14 protein-coding genes and 1 other annotated feature are annotated in these 14,558 nt (G+C 60.1%); of the genes, 7 read left to right on the forward strand and 7 right to left on the reverse strand.

Annotated elements, in window-relative coordinates; genetic code table 11:
* Positions 1–77 precede the first annotated feature (77 nt).
* Positions 78–1,868 (forward strand): aspartate--tRNA ligase, encoded by a 1,791-nt coding sequence (aspS, locus tag HGP14_RS06880; protein WP_168829116.1) that lies wholly within the window; start codon positions 78–80, stop codon positions 1,866–1,868.
* A 95-nt stretch (positions 1,869–1,963) separates the two neighbouring features.
* Positions 1,964–2,019 (forward strand) — a sequence feature (sul1 is cis-regulatory element that is thought to sense ions involved in sulfur or methionine metabolism; They are found in Alphaproteobacteria).
* A 67-nt stretch (positions 2,020–2,086) separates the two neighbouring features.
* Positions 2,087–3,574, forward strand: a complete 1,488-nt coding sequence (locus HGP14_RS06885; protein ID WP_168829117.1) for a SulP family inorganic anion transporter — start codon at positions 2,087–2,089, stop codon at positions 3,572–3,574.
* A gap of 47 nt (positions 3,575–3,621) precedes the next feature.
* Here HGP14_RS06885 and HGP14_RS06890 read toward each other — a convergent pair whose 3' ends face one another.
* Positions 3,622–4,809: a hypothetical protein gene (locus tag HGP14_RS06890; protein ID WP_168829118.1), complete on the reverse strand. Its 1,188-nt coding sequence runs from the start codon at positions 4,807–4,809 to the stop codon at positions 3,622–3,624.
* Positions 4,810–5,030: 221 nt separating this feature from the next.
* Here HGP14_RS06890 and parC point away from each other — a divergent pair, with 221 nt between their 5' ends.
* On the forward strand, positions 5,031–7,286 hold the full coding sequence (gene parC, locus HGP14_RS06895; RefSeq protein ID WP_168829119.1) for a DNA topoisomerase IV subunit A: 2,256 nt from the start codon (positions 5,031–5,033) through the stop codon (positions 7,284–7,286).
* Between the two features lie 154 nt (positions 7,287–7,440).
* On the forward strand, positions 7,441–7,896 hold the full coding sequence (locus HGP14_RS06900) for an SRPBCC domain-containing protein (RefSeq protein ID WP_168829120.1): 456 nt from the start codon (positions 7,441–7,443) through the stop codon (positions 7,894–7,896).
* Here the strand turns inward: HGP14_RS06900 and HGP14_RS06905 are convergent.
* The 6 genes from HGP14_RS06905 to hemB all read right to left on the reverse strand — a co-directional run bounded on the left by HGP14_RS06905 (position 7,885) and on the right by hemB (position 11,929).
* Positions 7,885–8,274, reverse strand: a complete 390-nt coding sequence (locus HGP14_RS06905; RefSeq protein WP_168829121.1) for a type II toxin-antitoxin system death-on-curing family toxin — start codon at positions 8,272–8,274, stop codon at positions 7,885–7,887. The two genes, HGP14_RS06900 and HGP14_RS06905, sit on opposite strands and share 12 nt — an antisense overlap.
* Positions 8,274–8,495, reverse strand: coding sequence for an AbrB/MazE/SpoVT family DNA-binding domain-containing protein (locus HGP14_RS06910; protein WP_168829122.1), 222 nt, complete (start codon positions 8,493–8,495; stop codon positions 8,274–8,276). The genes HGP14_RS06905 and HGP14_RS06910 overlap by 1 nt, the downstream gene beginning before the upstream one ends.
* 60 nt (positions 8,496–8,555) lie before the next feature.
* Positions 8,556–9,440 (reverse strand): DMT family transporter, encoded by an 885-nt coding sequence (locus HGP14_RS06915; RefSeq protein WP_168829123.1) that lies wholly within the window; start codon positions 9,438–9,440, stop codon positions 8,556–8,558.
* Positions 9,441–10,217: an arginyltransferase gene (locus tag HGP14_RS06920; protein ID WP_168829124.1), complete on the reverse strand. Its 777-nt coding sequence runs from the start codon at positions 10,215–10,217 to the stop codon at positions 9,441–9,443.
* A 169-nt stretch (positions 10,218–10,386) separates the two neighbouring features.
* Positions 10,387–10,845 (reverse strand): RDD family protein, encoded by a 459-nt coding sequence (locus HGP14_RS06925; protein WP_168829125.1) that lies wholly within the window; start codon positions 10,843–10,845, stop codon positions 10,387–10,389.
* Between the two features lie 70 nt (positions 10,846–10,915).
* Complete coding sequence (hemB, locus tag HGP14_RS06930; RefSeq protein WP_168829126.1) at positions 10,916–11,929, reverse strand: porphobilinogen synthase; 1,014 nt, start codon at positions 11,927–11,929, stop codon at positions 10,916–10,918.
* A 126-nt stretch (positions 11,930–12,055) separates the two neighbouring features.
* On the opposite strand from hemB, the gene HGP14_RS06935 reads away from it, so the two are divergent.
* From HGP14_RS06935 to HGP14_RS06945, 3 genes are all read left to right on the forward strand, one after another.
* On the forward strand, positions 12,056–12,493 hold the full coding sequence (locus HGP14_RS06935; protein ID WP_168829127.1) for a DUF6163 family protein: 438 nt from the start codon (positions 12,056–12,058) through the stop codon (positions 12,491–12,493).
* Positions 12,494–12,624: 131 nt separating this feature from the next.
* Positions 12,625–13,140, forward strand: coding sequence for a transcriptional regulator LdtR (ldtR, locus tag HGP14_RS06940; RefSeq protein WP_168829128.1), 516 nt, complete (start codon positions 12,625–12,627; stop codon positions 13,138–13,140).
* Between the two features lie 182 nt (positions 13,141–13,322).
* On the forward strand, positions 13,323–14,165 hold the full coding sequence (locus HGP14_RS06945) for a glycosyl transferase (RefSeq protein ID WP_168829129.1): 843 nt from the start codon (positions 13,323–13,325) through the stop codon (positions 14,163–14,165).
* The last annotated feature ends 393 nt before the right edge of the window (positions 14,166–14,558 follow it).

Raw genomic sequence — 14,558 nt, forward strand, 5'->3', positions numbered from 1 at the left:
CGCCCGATTTTCTTGTCGGCGCTTGAGGGTCATTTTTGCCCTTGCAGCCGTCTCAGCAGATACCGGGAATTGAAATAATGCATCGCTATCGCAGCCACACATGCGCCGCCCTCCGCAAGTCGGACGTCGGCTCTACCGCCCGCATTTCCGGCTGGGTCCACCGCGTTCGCGACCATGGCGGCGTTCTCTTCATCGACCTTCGCGATCACTACGGCATCACACAGGTCGTCGCCGATCCGGATTCGCCCGCTTTCAAGATGGCCGAAACCGTGCGCGGCGAATGGGTTCTCCGCATCGACGGTCTTGTGAAGGCTCGCACGGAAGACACCATCAACAAGGCAATGGCGACCGGCGAAATCGAGCTCTACGCGCAGGAGATCGAGGTTCTCTCCGCCGCCAAGGAGCTGCCGCTGCCGGTCTTCGGCGAGCCAGATTATCCCGAAGACGTGCGCCTCAAGTATCGCTTCCTCGATCTTCGCCGCGAGACGCTGCACAAGAACATCGTTACGCGCACGAAGATCATCCGCGACATGCGCAACCGCATGGAAGACGTTGGTTTCACCGAATATTCGACGCCGATCCTGACGGCCTCCTCGCCGGAAGGCGCGCGCGACTTCCTCGTCCCGAGCCGCATCCACCCCGGCAGTTTCTATGCCCTGCCGCAGGCCCCGCAGCAGTACAAGCAGCTACTGATGGTCGCCGGCTTCGACCGCTACTTCCAGATCGCGCCCTGCTTCCGCGACGAAGACCCGCGCGCCGATCGCCTGCCGGGCGAATTCTACCAGCTCGACCTCGAAATGAGCTTCGTCGAGCAGGAAGACGTCTGGAACACGATGGAGCCGGTCATCCGCGGCATCTTCGAGGAGTTCGCCGAAGGCAAGCCGGTCACCCAGCAGTTCCGCCGCATCCCCTACGATGACGCCATCCGTATGTACGGCTCCGACAAGCCCGACCTGCGCAACCCGATCGTCATGGAACAGGTGACCGAGCACTTCGCCGGCTCCGGCTTCAAGGTCTTCGCCAACATGATCGCGTCCAACCCGAAGGTTGAGATCTGGGCGATCCCGGCAAAGACCGGCGGCAGCCGCGCGTTCTGCGACCGCATGAACGCCTGGGCGCAGAGCCAGGGTCAGCCCGGGCTCGGCTACATCTTCTGGCGCAAGGAAGGCGACAAGCTCGAAGGCGCCGGCCCGTTGGCAAAGAACATCGGCGAAGAGCGCACGGATGCGGTCCGCACCCAGCTCGGTCTCGGTGATGGCGACGCCTGCTTCTTCGTCGCCGGCGAGCCGGACAAGTTCTACAAGTTCGCAGGCGAAGCCCGCAACCGCGCTGCCGACGAGCTGAACCTCATCGACCGCGACCGTTTCGAACTCTGCTGGATCGTCGACTTCCCGTTCTTCGAATGGAATGAAGACGAGAAGCGGGTCGACTTCGCGCACAACCCGTTCTCGATGCCGCAGGGCGGCCTCGATGCGCTGGCGAACCAGGATCCGCTGACGATCAAGGCCTTCCAGTACGACATGGTTTGCAACGGCTTCGAAATCGCCTCGGGCTCGATCCGTAACCAGTCGCCGGAACTGATGGTGAAGGCCTTCGAAAAGGTCGGCCTCAGCCATGCGGACGTCGAAGAGCGCTTCGGCGGCCTTTACCGCGCCTTCCAGTATGGCGCACCGCCGCATGGCGGCATGGCTGCCGGCATCGACCGCATCGTCATGCTCCTCGTCGGCGCGAAGAACCTGCGCGAGATTTCGCTGTTTCCGATGAACCAGCAGGCAGAGGACCTGCTGATGGGCGCTCCCACGCCTGCGACGCCGACGCAGTTGCGCGAACTGGCGATCCGCCCGATCCCGCCGGTCAAGAAGGACTGAGGTCCTCGTCAGGACAGATTGAAAAGCCCGGCATCGCTGCCGGGCTTTTTCATGTTGCAACGACAAAACGCTGCAACTATACGTCTCGCATTCGCCCCGGACCCGGTGAAACTCCGGGTGGCTCTTCTGGCCGCCGATCCGCCAGACAACGCACAACATTTCTCCCTATGTTGAGCCGGATTCAGTCCGGTTGCGCTGAACCTTGTGAAAAATCTGATATGAGCAAACTCTCCGCTTACAGGCGCGAATGGTTCTCGAACATTCGCGGCGACATTCTGTCCGGCATCGTCGTGGCTCTTGCCCTCATCCCGGAAGCTATTGGCTTCTCTGTGATTGCAGGCGTCGATCCGAAAATAGGTCTCTTTGCCTCCGTCGCCATTGCCTGCGTCTCGGCGATCGTCGGTGGACGTCCTGGCATGATTTCCGCAGCTACGGCTGCGACCGCGGTCCTCATGGGATCGCTCGTCCGAGAGCATGGCCTGCAATATCTCTTCGCTGCCACGATCCTGATGGGCGTCTTGCAGTTGATCGCCGGAATGCTGAAGCTGGGCCGTCTGATGCGCTTCGTATCGCGCTCGGTCATGACGGGCTTCGTCAATTCTCTCGCGATCCTGATCTTCATGGCGCAGCTGCCGGAACTCATTGGCATGCCGCAGACAACCTATGTGATGATCGTGGTTGCGCTCGCGATCATCTACCTTTTTCCTTACGTGACGAAAGTCATCCCGTCACCGCTGGTCGCGATTGCGGTACTGACCGCGGTAACCATCTCGTTGGGTCTCGATGTCCGCACCGTAAGCGATCTTGGCGAACTGCCGACGAGCCTGCCGGTGTTCACCATCCCGCAGGTGCCGCTGACCTTCGAAACGCTCCGGATCATTTTCCCTTATTCTATCGGCCTCGCTGCCGTCGGCCTGCTGGAGTCGCTGCTGACCGCCCAGATCGTAGACGACATGACCCATACGCAGAGCAACAAGAGCCAGGAGTGCTTCGGGCAGGGCGCCAGCAACATCGCCTCCGCCCTGATCGGCGGCATGGGCGGCTGCGCCATGATCGGTCAGTCGGGCATCAACATTGCCTCAGGTGGACGCGGCCGCCTTTCGACCTTCGTTGCCGGTGCCTTCCTTCTCGTTCTGCTTCTGGTGCTCGACGACATCCTGCGCGTCGTTCCGATGGCGGCGCTTGTGGCGATCATGATCATGGTTTCGATCGGAACATTTTCCTGGCGCTCCATTCTCGACGTTCGCCGGAACCCGCCGTCATCTTCATTCGTGATGCTCGCGACTGTCGTAACGGTAGTCGCCACGCATGACCTTTCGAAGGGCGTGCTTGTCGGCGTTCTGCTGTCGGGTGTCTTCTTCGCGGGCAAGGTTGCCGGCCTTTTCCACGTTCACTCCGCTCTGACCGCAGATGGAAGCGCACGGACATACTCGGTCGATGGACAGGTGTTTTTCGCGTCGGCGGAGAGCTTCTCGATGTCCTTCGATTTCGAGGAACCGGTCAAGACAGTGACGATCGACGTCAGCAGAGCGCACTTCTGGGATATCACTGCAGTGGGCGCTTTGGACAAGGTTGTCCTGAGATACCGCCGCAAGGGAATTGATGTCGATGTCAAAGGGCTCAATGCGGCGAGCGCGCACATGCTTGATCGCTTTGCGCTTCATGACAAGCAGGGAGCTGCTGCCGTCTCCGGTGCGTCCCATTGAACAGAAAGCCCGGCATCGCTGCCGGGCTTACTTTTGAGCTTCGAACCCTACTGGTTGGCCGTCACCTTCACGCCGAGGACGTTGGGCAGCGTGTCCGGTGCGCCCATTGCCGCGCCCATGATGGTCGGGAAGGGGACCGGCTGCGCCGGAGAAGCGCTGACGACGAAGTTTTTCGGATCGTCGAGATAGGTGTTGATCGCCGCCGAGATCGCATTTTGCAGTTCGGGGATATTGAGCTGCGCCAGAGCGATCGGCGCCATTGCCTTCAGCGCGTCAGCCATCTGCTTTGCCGATATGTTTTGCTGAGCACCTGCATATTCGAGGGCACGCTTGGTGATCGAAGCATCGTCGAAGCGGATTTCGGCGCCGCTGAATGAAAGCTGCTGCATGAGGCCGAGCATGGCGAGCCCGAGCGCCTGCTGCGCTTCTTCCTTGTTCGGATTCGTCTCGGAGGCCTTGGCCGCTTCGCGCAGAGAATTCACGAAGGGCAGGGTGTAGCCGGAGATTTTGAGGGCAAGGTTCAGGCGGCCGATATTGGTGAAATCAAACGTGAGTTCTGAGATGTCGATCGCTCCCGGAGCGAGGTCCCACGCGCCTTTCACGGTGACATCGCCGTTGACGTGCTGGAGGGCGAGCTTCTCGATCGCTTCCTTCGCCTGCGGATCCGGCGCATCGCTGAGATCTGCCTTCATGCCTTTGAACGCGCCGTCGAAGTCGAAGCCGGATTCATCCTCGCGCAGCGTGAGGTTCATCTTTGTGTCGCCGATGGAGAAGGCTTCCTTGCCGTCCTTGACGACCTTGACCGGGCCGATGTGAGCGGTCTCGTAGAGCAGCATGGAGTCGAGCCCTTGGCCGTTCGCATCGGCCGGGATGGAGATGCCGCTGATCGTCAGTTCGGATGCGGTGATCGTCGCGCCGTCTTGGGCTGCGTTGATGTCCGGGAACCTGGCTTCCTCGACGTAATAGCCGCCATCCTCGTCCTCTTCGACGCCGGTGAGCGCGATATCGCCGATCGTGAAGGCCTCGCCGCCATTCGGCTTGAAGGTGGCATTCTTCAAGGTCATGGTCGTACCATCGACATCAATGCCTTCGGCAGCGATCGTTCCGCCCTCGGCGCTATAGGCGGCATTCAACTTCTTCAGAAGATCCTGTCCGTCGAGCGCGAACGCGGAGCCGGCGAGCGACAGAAATGCGGCGCCAGACAGCATCAGCCGGGTGGTCCGGAAAAAAGTCATCGATAAATCCTTTGGTGGCGGTTGGGAGTGCAGCGAAGTTACTACGGATCGAACGCGGTTTATATTTGCAGGTCTCTAAAATTCTGTTGAAGGGAACAGCAACCGAAGTCCAAATTGAAAGCAATGCTCGTCGCTTTTTTTGCTCGCCTTCCGTTACGTCATCCACAGGCCAGCCCCCTTGATTCCTTGCCGTGAAGCGCCTTCTGGGCTAGGCAGGGCCTATGGGACAAGAGATTTTGCCACCCTCCGGCGGGGATGACGACAATATTCAACCGGTTGATCTGAAGGCCGCGCTGGAAGAGCGTTACTTGGCCTATGCACTTTCGACCATCATGCACCGCGCGCTTCCGGACGTGCGCGATGGTCTGAAGCCGGTTCACCGCCGCATCATCCACGCCATGAGCGAGATGGGCATACGGCCGAACGCTGCCTTCAAGAAATGCGCCCGCATCGTGGGTGACGTCATCGGTAAGTTCCACCCGCATGGCGACCAGTCTGTCTACGACGCGCTGGTGCGTCTCGCGCAGGATTTCTCCCAGCGTTATCCGCTCGTCGACGGGCAGGGCAACTTCGGCAATATCGACGGCGATAATGCCGCCGCCTACCGCTATACGGAAGCACGCATGACCGATGTCACGGCGCTGCTCCTCGAAGGCATCGAACAGGACGCCGTCGACTTCCGCCTGACTTACAACGAGGAAGATCAGGAGCCGACGGTTCTGCCGGGCTCCTTCCCGAACCTTTTGGCGAACGGCTCCTCGGGTATTGCCGTCGGCATGGCGACCTCCATTCCCTCGCACAACGCGCATGAGCTTTGCGATGCGGCGCTGCATCTGATCAAGCATCCCGATGCCACCGTCGAAAAGCTGGTCGAGTTCGTTCCGGGGCCTGACTTCCCGACGGGCGGCATCATCATCGACAGCAGAGAGAGCATCATCGAAAGCTACCGCACGGGGCGCGGCGGCTTCCGGGTGCGCGCCAAATGGCAGATCGAGGATCTGGGCCGTGGCGGCTACCAGATCGTCGTCACCGAAATTCCCTTCCAGGTGCAGAAGTCGCGGCTCATCGAAAAGATCGCCGAGCTGCTGCTTGCTCGCAAGCTGCCGCTGCTCGAGGACATTCGCGACGAGTCGGCCGAGGACGTGCGCGTCGTTCTCGTACCGAAGAGCCGCAGCGTCGATCCGACGATCCTGATGGAATCGATGTTCAAGCTGACGGAGCTGGAGAGCCGCTTCCCCTTGAACATGAACGTTCTGTCCATGGGGCGCATCCCGCGCGTCATGGCGCTGAACGAGGTGCTGAAGGAGTGGCTCGATCACCGCCGGGAAGTGCTGCAGCGTCGTTCGCGCTTCCGCCTTGCGGCGATCGACAGGCGCCTCGAAATCCTCGGCGGCTTGCTGATCGCTTATCTGAACATCGACGAGGTGATCCGCATCATCCGCGAGGAGGACGAGCCCAAGCCGGTGATGGTGGCGCGCTGGGGGCTGACGGACAATCAGGTCGAGGCGATCCTCAATATGCGGCTGCGCTCTCTGCGCAGGCTCGAGGAGTTCGAAATCCGCACCGAGTTCGATGAACTGACCAAGGAGAAGGCGGGTATCGAGGCGCTGCTCGCCTCCGATGAGAAGCAGTGGCAGACAGTTGCCTGGGAAATCGGCGAGGTGAAGAAGAAGTTCGCCAAGGCGACCGAACTCGGCCGTCGCCGCACGCAGTTCGCCGAGGCGCCCGAGGCTGACGAGCAGGCGATCCAGCATGCGATGATCGAGAAGGAGCCGATCACCGTCGTGGTCTCCGAAAAGGGATGGATCCGTGCGCTGAAGGGCCACATCTCCGACACTGCGAGCCTGACCTTCAAGGAGGGCGACGCGCTGAAGATAGCCTTCCCGGCGCAGACGACGGACAAGATCCTTGTCGTCACGACCGGCGGCAAGGTCTTTACGCTCGGCGGCGACAAGCTGCCCGGCGGGCGCGGTCACGGCGAGCCTCTACGCATCATGGTCGACATGGATAACGACCAGGATGTGCTGACGGCCTTCGTTCATGACCCGGCGCGCAAGCAGCTGATCGTCTCGACCGCCGGCAACGGCTTTGTCGTGTCGGAATCGGAAATGGCCGCCAACACCCGCAAGGGCAAGCAGATCATGAATGTTTCCATGCCTGACGAGACCAAGCTTGTCGTTCCCATCAGCGGCGATCACCTCGCCGTCGTCGGCGAAAACCGCAAGATGCTGGTCTTCCCGCTGGCGCAGGTGCCGGAGATGGCTCGCGGCAAGGGAGTGCGCCTGCAGCGCTACAAGGACGGCGGTATTTCCGACGTCCGGTCCTTCGCGATTGCCGAGGGCCTCGTCTGGGAAGACAGCGCGGGCCGCACATTCACGAAAAACAAGGAAGAGCTCACCGAGTGGCTGGCTGACCGCGCTTCGGCGGGCCGCACTGTCCCCAAGGGCTTCCCGCGTAGCGGCAAATTCAACGGCTGACTGCAATAACAAATTGGCGATCCACTCTTGGCGAGCGGATCGCATCCTCTATCTCACCCCTGTTACCAAAAAAAAGGGATAGGTTCATTCCGAAGGCGGCTGGAATGACGTGGGCATTGCTTTGCGAGCACTGCCCCCACAGGGAGGAGCATCAATGTCTTGCAATACCATCAAGCTGCACGTCGACCATACCTACAATGCCCCGCCTTCGGTCATCTACGACGCGTGGCTTAACCCGCAGGTCGCCAAGCGCTTTCTTTTCGCCACCGAGCAGGGGCACGTTGTCCGCGCCGAAATCAACCCCCGTGTCGGCGGGCGCTTCCTTATCGTTGACCGGCGCCTCACTGGCGATGCCTGTCATTCGGGGATATTCCTGGAGCTTCGCCGGCCGAGACACATAGCCTTCAGCTTTTCCGCCGAGGAGCACGACCACAATGCCGACCGCGTCGACATCAAGATCGAACCGCTCGGAGAGGGCAGTCGGCTGACGCTGGCGCACGAAATGTGCGCAGAATGGGCATCCTTCGAAGAGAAAACCCGTCAGGGCTGGAAGAATGTGATGCTCGGCCTGGAACGCGTGCTGGAGCAGACGAACCGCCTAGCCAGCTAAAGGCACGCTGAAATCACGCAGAAAACGCGTAGCGCCTTCTTCATCGATCTCGCCGGCTGCAATGGCGAGATCGAATTCATAAAGACGCGCATTAGTCGTCTCGATTTCGTAGCCGTTCCGAAGAAGAAAAACGCCGCATGCGACAATCGCGATGCGCTTGTTTCCGTCGAGAAAGGCGTGGTTGCGCGCGAGACCGAATATACAAGCAGCTGCCAGTTCGATGATGTCCTCGCAGCCGTAATTGGCCTTGTTGATGGGGCGCGCGATGGCAGATTCTAGCGAACCTTCGTCGCGCAGTCCGGCAAGGCCGCCAAACCGCTCGATTTGCATTCCATGCAACTGCTCGATGAGCCGCCGGTTCAGAAACTTGATTGCCATTATTCCGCGAGCTTCTTGAGCGCGACTTTGTATTTCTCCATGAAGTAGCGGGCTGCTTCGAGCTCCTCGGAAATGTCCTCTTCGACCGGCTGCATATAGAAGCCGCCGTTTTCCGCACGTAACTCCATAGAGTCGCCCGCCTTGAGACCGAAGCGATCAAGCATCTCTTTCGGAATAATGACGCCTTCGGAATTGCCGATCTTGCGGATGGTGATGTTCATTGCTTTATCCTTCGTGATAACGAAGTTATAACATGAAGGACTAAAAGCAGCAAGCTGCGCCTATTGCGTTGCCTGCCGAAGGCTGCTTCCGCGAGCCATCCACAGCGAATGCATCATGATCGCCGCGATCAAAATCGAGCCACCGACGAGCGTCATCGTCGCCGGCGCTTCGGCGAAGATGAACCAGATCCAGATCGGCGCGAGCACGGTTTCCAGCAGATAGAACATGCCGACCTCGGGCGCGGAGAGGTAGCGCGGGCCTGTTGCCAGGCACCAGAAGGCCACGGGCATCACGATGGCGCCGTTGAAGATGATCCAGGCAGGATGGGCAACCGAAATGCCTGCAGGCAAGGCCATGCCGAAGCCGAGGATCGCCGGAAAGATTGCGGCAAGAAGCGGCACGAAGCCCATGTCGCGCCGCGAGGCGCGGCCGACGGTGATTGCGGAGGCAAGGATAAGGGCGCTGAGCAAGGCCATCGCATCGCCGAAGATGTGGCCGCTCGATATGCCGTCATGGACGATCAGCCCGACGCCGAAAATCATGGCAGCCATCGTCAACAAGGTGGAAACCGGCGGCCGTTCCTTGAGGAAGATCCAGGAAAGCAGAGCGCCGAACATCGGATTGAAGGCGACGATGAAGACGACGTTGGCCGTTGCCGTATTGAAGACCGACAGCAGGAACGTCAGCGTCGACAGGCCATAGAGCAATCCCGCAACGATGCCGTGCCGGCCGGGGATCAGGACGGGCCATTTCCCGCGAAAAATCCGGATCGCTGCGACGATAAGCAGAGCCACCAGAACTGTGGCGATGCTGCGAAGGCCGAGGATCGACCACATGTCTCCGTGCGCAAGACGCACGAGCGGAATGTCCATGGAAAGAGCCAAGCCGCCGACGGCCGTCAGGGCGAGGCCCTTCCGATGATCGGAAAGGGCAGGGAGAAACATTTAGTCGTGCGTACTTTCGGACAGCGAGGCGGGATCGAAACGTTCCCAGCCGCGCGGGGTCAGGTGTTCCTGCGGCTGGAAGCGCGTCTTGTAGTCCATTTTGCGCGATCCCTGAACCCAGTAGCCGAGATAGACATGTGGAAGACCGAGCGCTTGCGTCCGTTTTACGTGGTCGAGGATCATGAAGGTGCCAAGCGAGCGCTTGTCATATTGCGGATTGAAATAGGAATAGACCATGGAGAGGCCGTCGCTCATCGAATCGGTCAGCGCGGCAGCCAAGAGTTCGCCCCGCGGACGGGCCTCGAGGCCCGAGCCTTCTTCCCGTCTGCGGTATTCAATGATCCTGGTGTTCACATGCGTATCTTCCACCATGATCGCATAGTCGAGCACCGTCATATCGGACATGCCGCCTTGCTGGTGGCGGTAGTCGAGATAGCGGCGGAAGAGAGAATATTGCTCGCTGGACGGCTGTGCCGGAAATTCGGTGGCGATGATGTCGGCATTGGCCGCCAGCACGCGCTTCATCGACTTTGTCGGCTGGAACTCCTGGGCGAGAATACGCACGGAGACGCAGGCGCGGCAGGCTTCGCAGGCGGGACGATAGGCGATGTTCTGCGAACGGCGGAAGCCGCCTTGCGTGAGGATGTCGTTCATTTCGGCAGCACGCGGGCCGACGAGATGTGTGAAAACCTTCCGCTCCATCTCATGCGGCAAATACGGGCATGCAGCCGGAGCAGTCAGATAAAACTGCGGTGATGGCGAGACCTGCGTATTCATCTGCCGGAAAGGTGCCCCTTTGCGCTGTCTTCCTTATAACAGCATGACCTAAGAATAAAAAACGTCAACAGCGCGGCTAAACTGTCCTCGCTATCCGTTTTCCATTCTTGTTGATATGGCATCGCCAACCGGACAGCAAAGACCGGTGGCGGACTATATTGCGCGGCTCTCAGGCGGTGCGTACCGTAACCGTCCCGACGAGGAGGTCGTGGATCAGGCGGCTGCGTTCGATGAAGAGACCAGCAAGCAGAATGAGCGGCGTCAGTACCGAGTTCAGGATCCAGAACAGCGCCAGATGCACGATCGCTGTCAGGAAATCCATCGGCCGTCCATCGACGCGGACGATCGCGATACCCATTGCGCGCATGCCTAGCGATGCCTGGCTTGGCCCGCCGACCGTCAGGCCGAAGTAGAGACCGGCAACCAGCACGAAGAGCGCCGGATAGAGCAGAAAGCCCAAGCCGAATGTCAGGATGGATAGGAAAAACAGCACCACTGCGGCAGGAACGCAGAGCAGCAGGACGATGATGTAGTCGAGAATGAATGCAAAAACCCGGCGGCTGAGCGTGCCGCTGTAGGCGCGCCAGTCCTCCGGTGCAGCATAGAGCGGGTTCGGGTTAATGCTCATCGAGGTCTCCTTCGGAAAAACGATGCCAAAGATATGGTATCGGCGGCCGGAGATACAATAATGTGTGAACTCACCGCTTGGCGAGCTGTCTGGCGACCTCGATCGCGAAATAGGTCAGGATCCCGTCGCAGCCCGCGCGCTTGAAGGCCAGCAGCGTTTCCATCATCACCCGCTCACCATCGATCCAGCCGTTCATCGCCGCAGCCTTGATCTGGGTGTATTCGCCGGAAACTTGATAGGCGAAGGTCGGAAGACCGAAAGCTTCCTTCATCCGCCAACAGATGTCGAGATAGGGCAGGCCAGGCTTGACCATCAGCATGTCGGCGCCTTCCTCGACATCGAGAGCGGCGTCGCGGATTGCCTCGGTGCCGTTGGCGGGGTCGATGTAATAGGTCTTCTTGTCGCCTTTCAACAGGCCGCCGGTGGAAATCGCCTCGCGATAGGGGCCATAAAAGGCCGATGCGAATTTCGTCGCATAACTCATGATGCCGACATTCTGATGCCCTGCGGCGTCGAGCGCCCGGCGGATGGCGCCGATCCGCCCGTCCATCATTTCCGAGGGCGAGATGATGTCGGAACCGGCATCGGCCTGCATGACGGCAGCGCGTGCCACCTGATCGACCGTCTCGTCATTGGCGATCTCGCCGCCGCGCAGAATGCCGTCATGCCCGTGGCTGGTGAAGGGGTCGAGGGCGACATCGGTGATCACGCCGATATCAGGCACGTGCTTCTTCAGTGCGATCGTCGCCTGGTTGATGAGGTTGTTGGCTTCGAGGCTGTTGGAGCCGGTTTCGTCGCGCAGCGCCATCTCGATGTTAGGGAAGGTCGCGATCGCCGGTACGCCGAGATCGGCCGCTTCCTTGGCCGCTTCGACCAGCTTGTCGACGCTCATGCGGTTGACGCCAGGCATGGCCGGGATCGGCTCGACGATGCCGGAGCCGGGAACCACGAAGACCGGCCATATCAGGTCGTCCACCGTCAGACGATTTTCCTGCACCAGCCGGCGCGTCCAATCCGCCTTGCGGTTTCGCCGCATGCGGCGGTGTCCGGTGATTTCGTCGACGAGATGGGTCTTGTCCTGCATTGTCTTTGGTCCCTGACCATTCTATTTCTCGGTGCGCTCATTATCACGACAGCCTGGAAAACCAAACCGGGCGATTGGCCGCGGGTGACAAGCCGCTGGCCCAACCGGAAACCTAACGTCTGCGCCATGGAACATGATTCTCCGACAATGCCGAAGCGGACGCTGACGGACATTCTCTTCATCCTCTTCCTGAGGCTGGTCGCGATCTCCTGCTTCTGTCTCGGCCTGCAATACTGGGCGATGCTCGTTGGCTATTCGCTGGCCGGGGCAGGGCGCTTCGATCTGCTGAGCCTTCCGTGGAAGGTCGCGGCCACCAGCCTTGCCGTTCTCTTCCCCGTCGCGGCGCTCGGTCTCTGGCTAACGGTTTCGTGGGGGCCTGTTCTCTGGGTGCTCGCAGCCGGTGGACAGATTCTGATGTACGGCATGCTGCCCGAGACCTTCGGCGCCAACAGACTCATCGTTCTGCTGCATGGCGTGGTTGCGCTTCTCTACCTGGTTTTCCGCCTTGTGCTCTGGCTGGAAAACCGCCGCCACCGCCGCCAGGTAAGCGTTGATTTACCCTGATACAACGCGGGGTTTCCGGTAAGGTGCTGTTAAGCCTGCAGTTTAAGTAGAATTTTATTTGTATTCGATAGGGTCTCACTCAAGGCGGGAAGAAAACCAACACCGCCAAACAAAACAGTGAGGCAGTCATCATGAATACGAAAATCAAGCCGCAGGCGGCATCGAACTTCCGTGACCAGCAGGACCAGGACATCCGTGATCTTTACATGGAATCCCTTCATCTGGTTGAACGTCTTCACCGCCGTCTTCTGGATGTCATCAAGGACGAGTTCGACCGTCAGGGCCGCAGCGACGTCAATGCTATCCAGGCTCTGCTCCTTTTCAACATCGGCAATTCCGAGCTGACCGCAGGCGAGCTGCGCTCGCGTGGTTATTATCTCGGCTCGAACGTTTCCTACAACGTCAAGAAGCTTGTCGACCTTGGCTTCATCAATCACCAGCGCTCGCGCATCGACCGCCGCTCCGTCCGCATCAGCCTGACGGACACCGGCGCCGAGATCGCCGAAACGGTCGCCAGGCTCTACGAGCGCCACATCACCTCGATCGACAAGGTTGGCGGCATCGGCACCGACGAGTTCACCCAGATGAACAAGCTCCTGCAGCGCCTCGACCGCTTCTGGAACGACAGCATCATGTACCGCCTCTAGGGCTCTGGCGGCAGGTACATTCGGGAATGATCGCTTCGGCAGGGGTGTTCGGGCGCGGCTCGAACACCCCTTCCGTTTTCATGAATGACGGCGACGGAAGCGGATATTCTACGCAGGCGGCTTGAACATCGAGCCGATAAGGACTTTATATCCGCCGCCCGGAACGGAAACGACGGAAGACAATGACAAATGTTCTGGCCGCAAGCGGCGGCGTCAAGCAGGTGATCTGCATCAGTTGGGGGACGAAATACGGCCCGCCCTTCATCAACCGGCTCTACGCCATGGTGAAGCGCAATATCACGCCGCCTTTCACCTTCACCTGCTTTACCGATAATCGCAACGACCTCAATCCGGAGATCCTCTGCGAGGACCTGCCACCGCTCGATGTCGAGAACATGCCGGTTAACACCAAAGGCATATGGCCCAAGGCGCGTCTCTGGGGTCCGAAGCTCGGCAATCTCAAAGGGCCTGTCCTCTTTCTGGATCTCGATCTGGTGACCGTCGGTTCGCTTGACGGCTTCTTCGAGATCGGCGACGCGGACGACGTCGTGATGTCCCGCAACCAGACGACGCCCTTCGAACGGCTGGGGCAGACCTCGCTGTTCCGCTTCTCGGTCGGCAAGCTCGTTCCCCTGCAGGAGAAGTTCCGCTCCAACCCGCAGGGCGTGGCCGACGAATACGAATTCGAGCAGCGCTTCGTGACCCGGAATGCTCCCGGCGGGCCGAAGTTCTTCCCGCGCCGCTGGGTCCTGCACTTCCGGCAGGATTGCCGCTGGCCGATGCCGCTGAACTATTTCCTGACGCCGCGCCTGCCGGCCGATGCGCGGGTGGTGCTGTTCCCCCGCGGCTTTCATCCGCAATTTGCGGTCGAGGGACAGTTCGGCCCGAGGGGACGCGCGGCGACGCCGCTCGAACATATCCTCGGCATGTTCGACCCCGACAGGCGGAAGAAGCGGCCGTTGTTCCGCTACCTGCGCCACTATATCCGCCCCACGCCGTGGGTAGGCGAACACTGGCGCGAGTGAGCCGGCAGGGAAGGGCGCTCGCGCCTTTCGCGCTTGCGTGTCATCTTTGCAACGCATCGCAGCCAAGCGTTGTCGCCCGTATCCAGGCCGCTTTTTAGCCGCTATTGACCAGCACGGTTCGAGGATCGATATGGCTTCGTCTGTGCTGCTCACCTGCCGGCGTTTGTCAATACGGGGCGTCATGCGACACGAATCGGCCATATTGGTGTGAGAGCGGAATGCACCGTAAGCGGCGCTTTCCGGCACAGTAATTCAAGGTAGTCCGCGCTTCCGGCTCGCAATCTTGTGATGTCCGGAGGCGTAAAAATGGTGACGTGCCAAAAAAACGGAATGATACTGGACTGCGTTGCGGCGCAGTGAATCGCAAACCCGCGGTTTTCCTTTCAGGCTGCG

Source organism: Rhizobium sp. P32RR-XVIII, from assembly GCF_012641395.1.
In the GTDB taxonomy this organism is placed as follows: domain Bacteria; phylum Pseudomonadota; class Alphaproteobacteria; order Rhizobiales; family Rhizobiaceae; genus Rhizobium.

Coding starts and splice junctions, on each gene's coding strand:
- aspS (WP_168829116.1), top strand. CDS start 78: ATGCATCGCTATCGCAGCCACACATGCGCCGCCCTCCGCAAGTCGGAC.
- HGP14_RS06885 (WP_168829117.1), top strand. CDS start 2,087: ATGAGCAAACTCTCCGCTTACAGGCGCGAATGGTTCTCGAACATTCGC.
- HGP14_RS06890 (WP_168829118.1), bottom strand. CDS start 4,809: ATGACTTTTTTCCGGACCACCCGGCTGATGCTGTCTGGCGCCGCATTT.
- parC (WP_168829119.1), top strand. CDS start 5,031: ATGGGACAAGAGATTTTGCCACCCTCCGGCGGGGATGACGACAATATT.
- HGP14_RS06900 (WP_168829120.1), top strand. CDS start 7,441: ATGTCTTGCAATACCATCAAGCTGCACGTCGACCATACCTACAATGCC.
- HGP14_RS06905 (WP_168829121.1), bottom strand. CDS start 8,274: ATGGCAATCAAGTTTCTGAACCGGCGGCTCATCGAGCAGTTGCATGGA.
- HGP14_RS06910 (WP_168829122.1), bottom strand. CDS start 8,495: ATGAACATCACCATCCGCAAGATCGGCAATTCCGAAGGCGTCATTATT.
- HGP14_RS06915 (WP_168829123.1), bottom strand. CDS start 9,440: ATGTTTCTCCCTGCCCTTTCCGATCATCGGAAGGGCCTCGCCCTGACG.
- HGP14_RS06920 (WP_168829124.1), bottom strand. CDS start 10,217: ATGAATACGCAGGTCTCGCCATCACCGCAGTTTTATCTGACTGCTCCG.
- HGP14_RS06925 (WP_168829125.1), bottom strand. CDS start 10,845: ATGAGCATTAACCCGAACCCGCTCTATGCTGCACCGGAGGACTGGCGC.
- hemB (WP_168829126.1), bottom strand. CDS start 11,929: ATGCAGGACAAGACCCATCTCGTCGACGAAATCACCGGACACCGCCGC.
- HGP14_RS06935 (WP_168829127.1), top strand. CDS start 12,056: ATGGAACATGATTCTCCGACAATGCCGAAGCGGACGCTGACGGACATT.
- ldtR (WP_168829128.1), top strand. CDS start 12,625: ATGAATACGAAAATCAAGCCGCAGGCGGCATCGAACTTCCGTGACCAG.
- HGP14_RS06945 (WP_168829129.1), top strand. CDS start 13,323: ATGACAAATGTTCTGGCCGCAAGCGGCGGCGTCAAGCAGGTGATCTGC.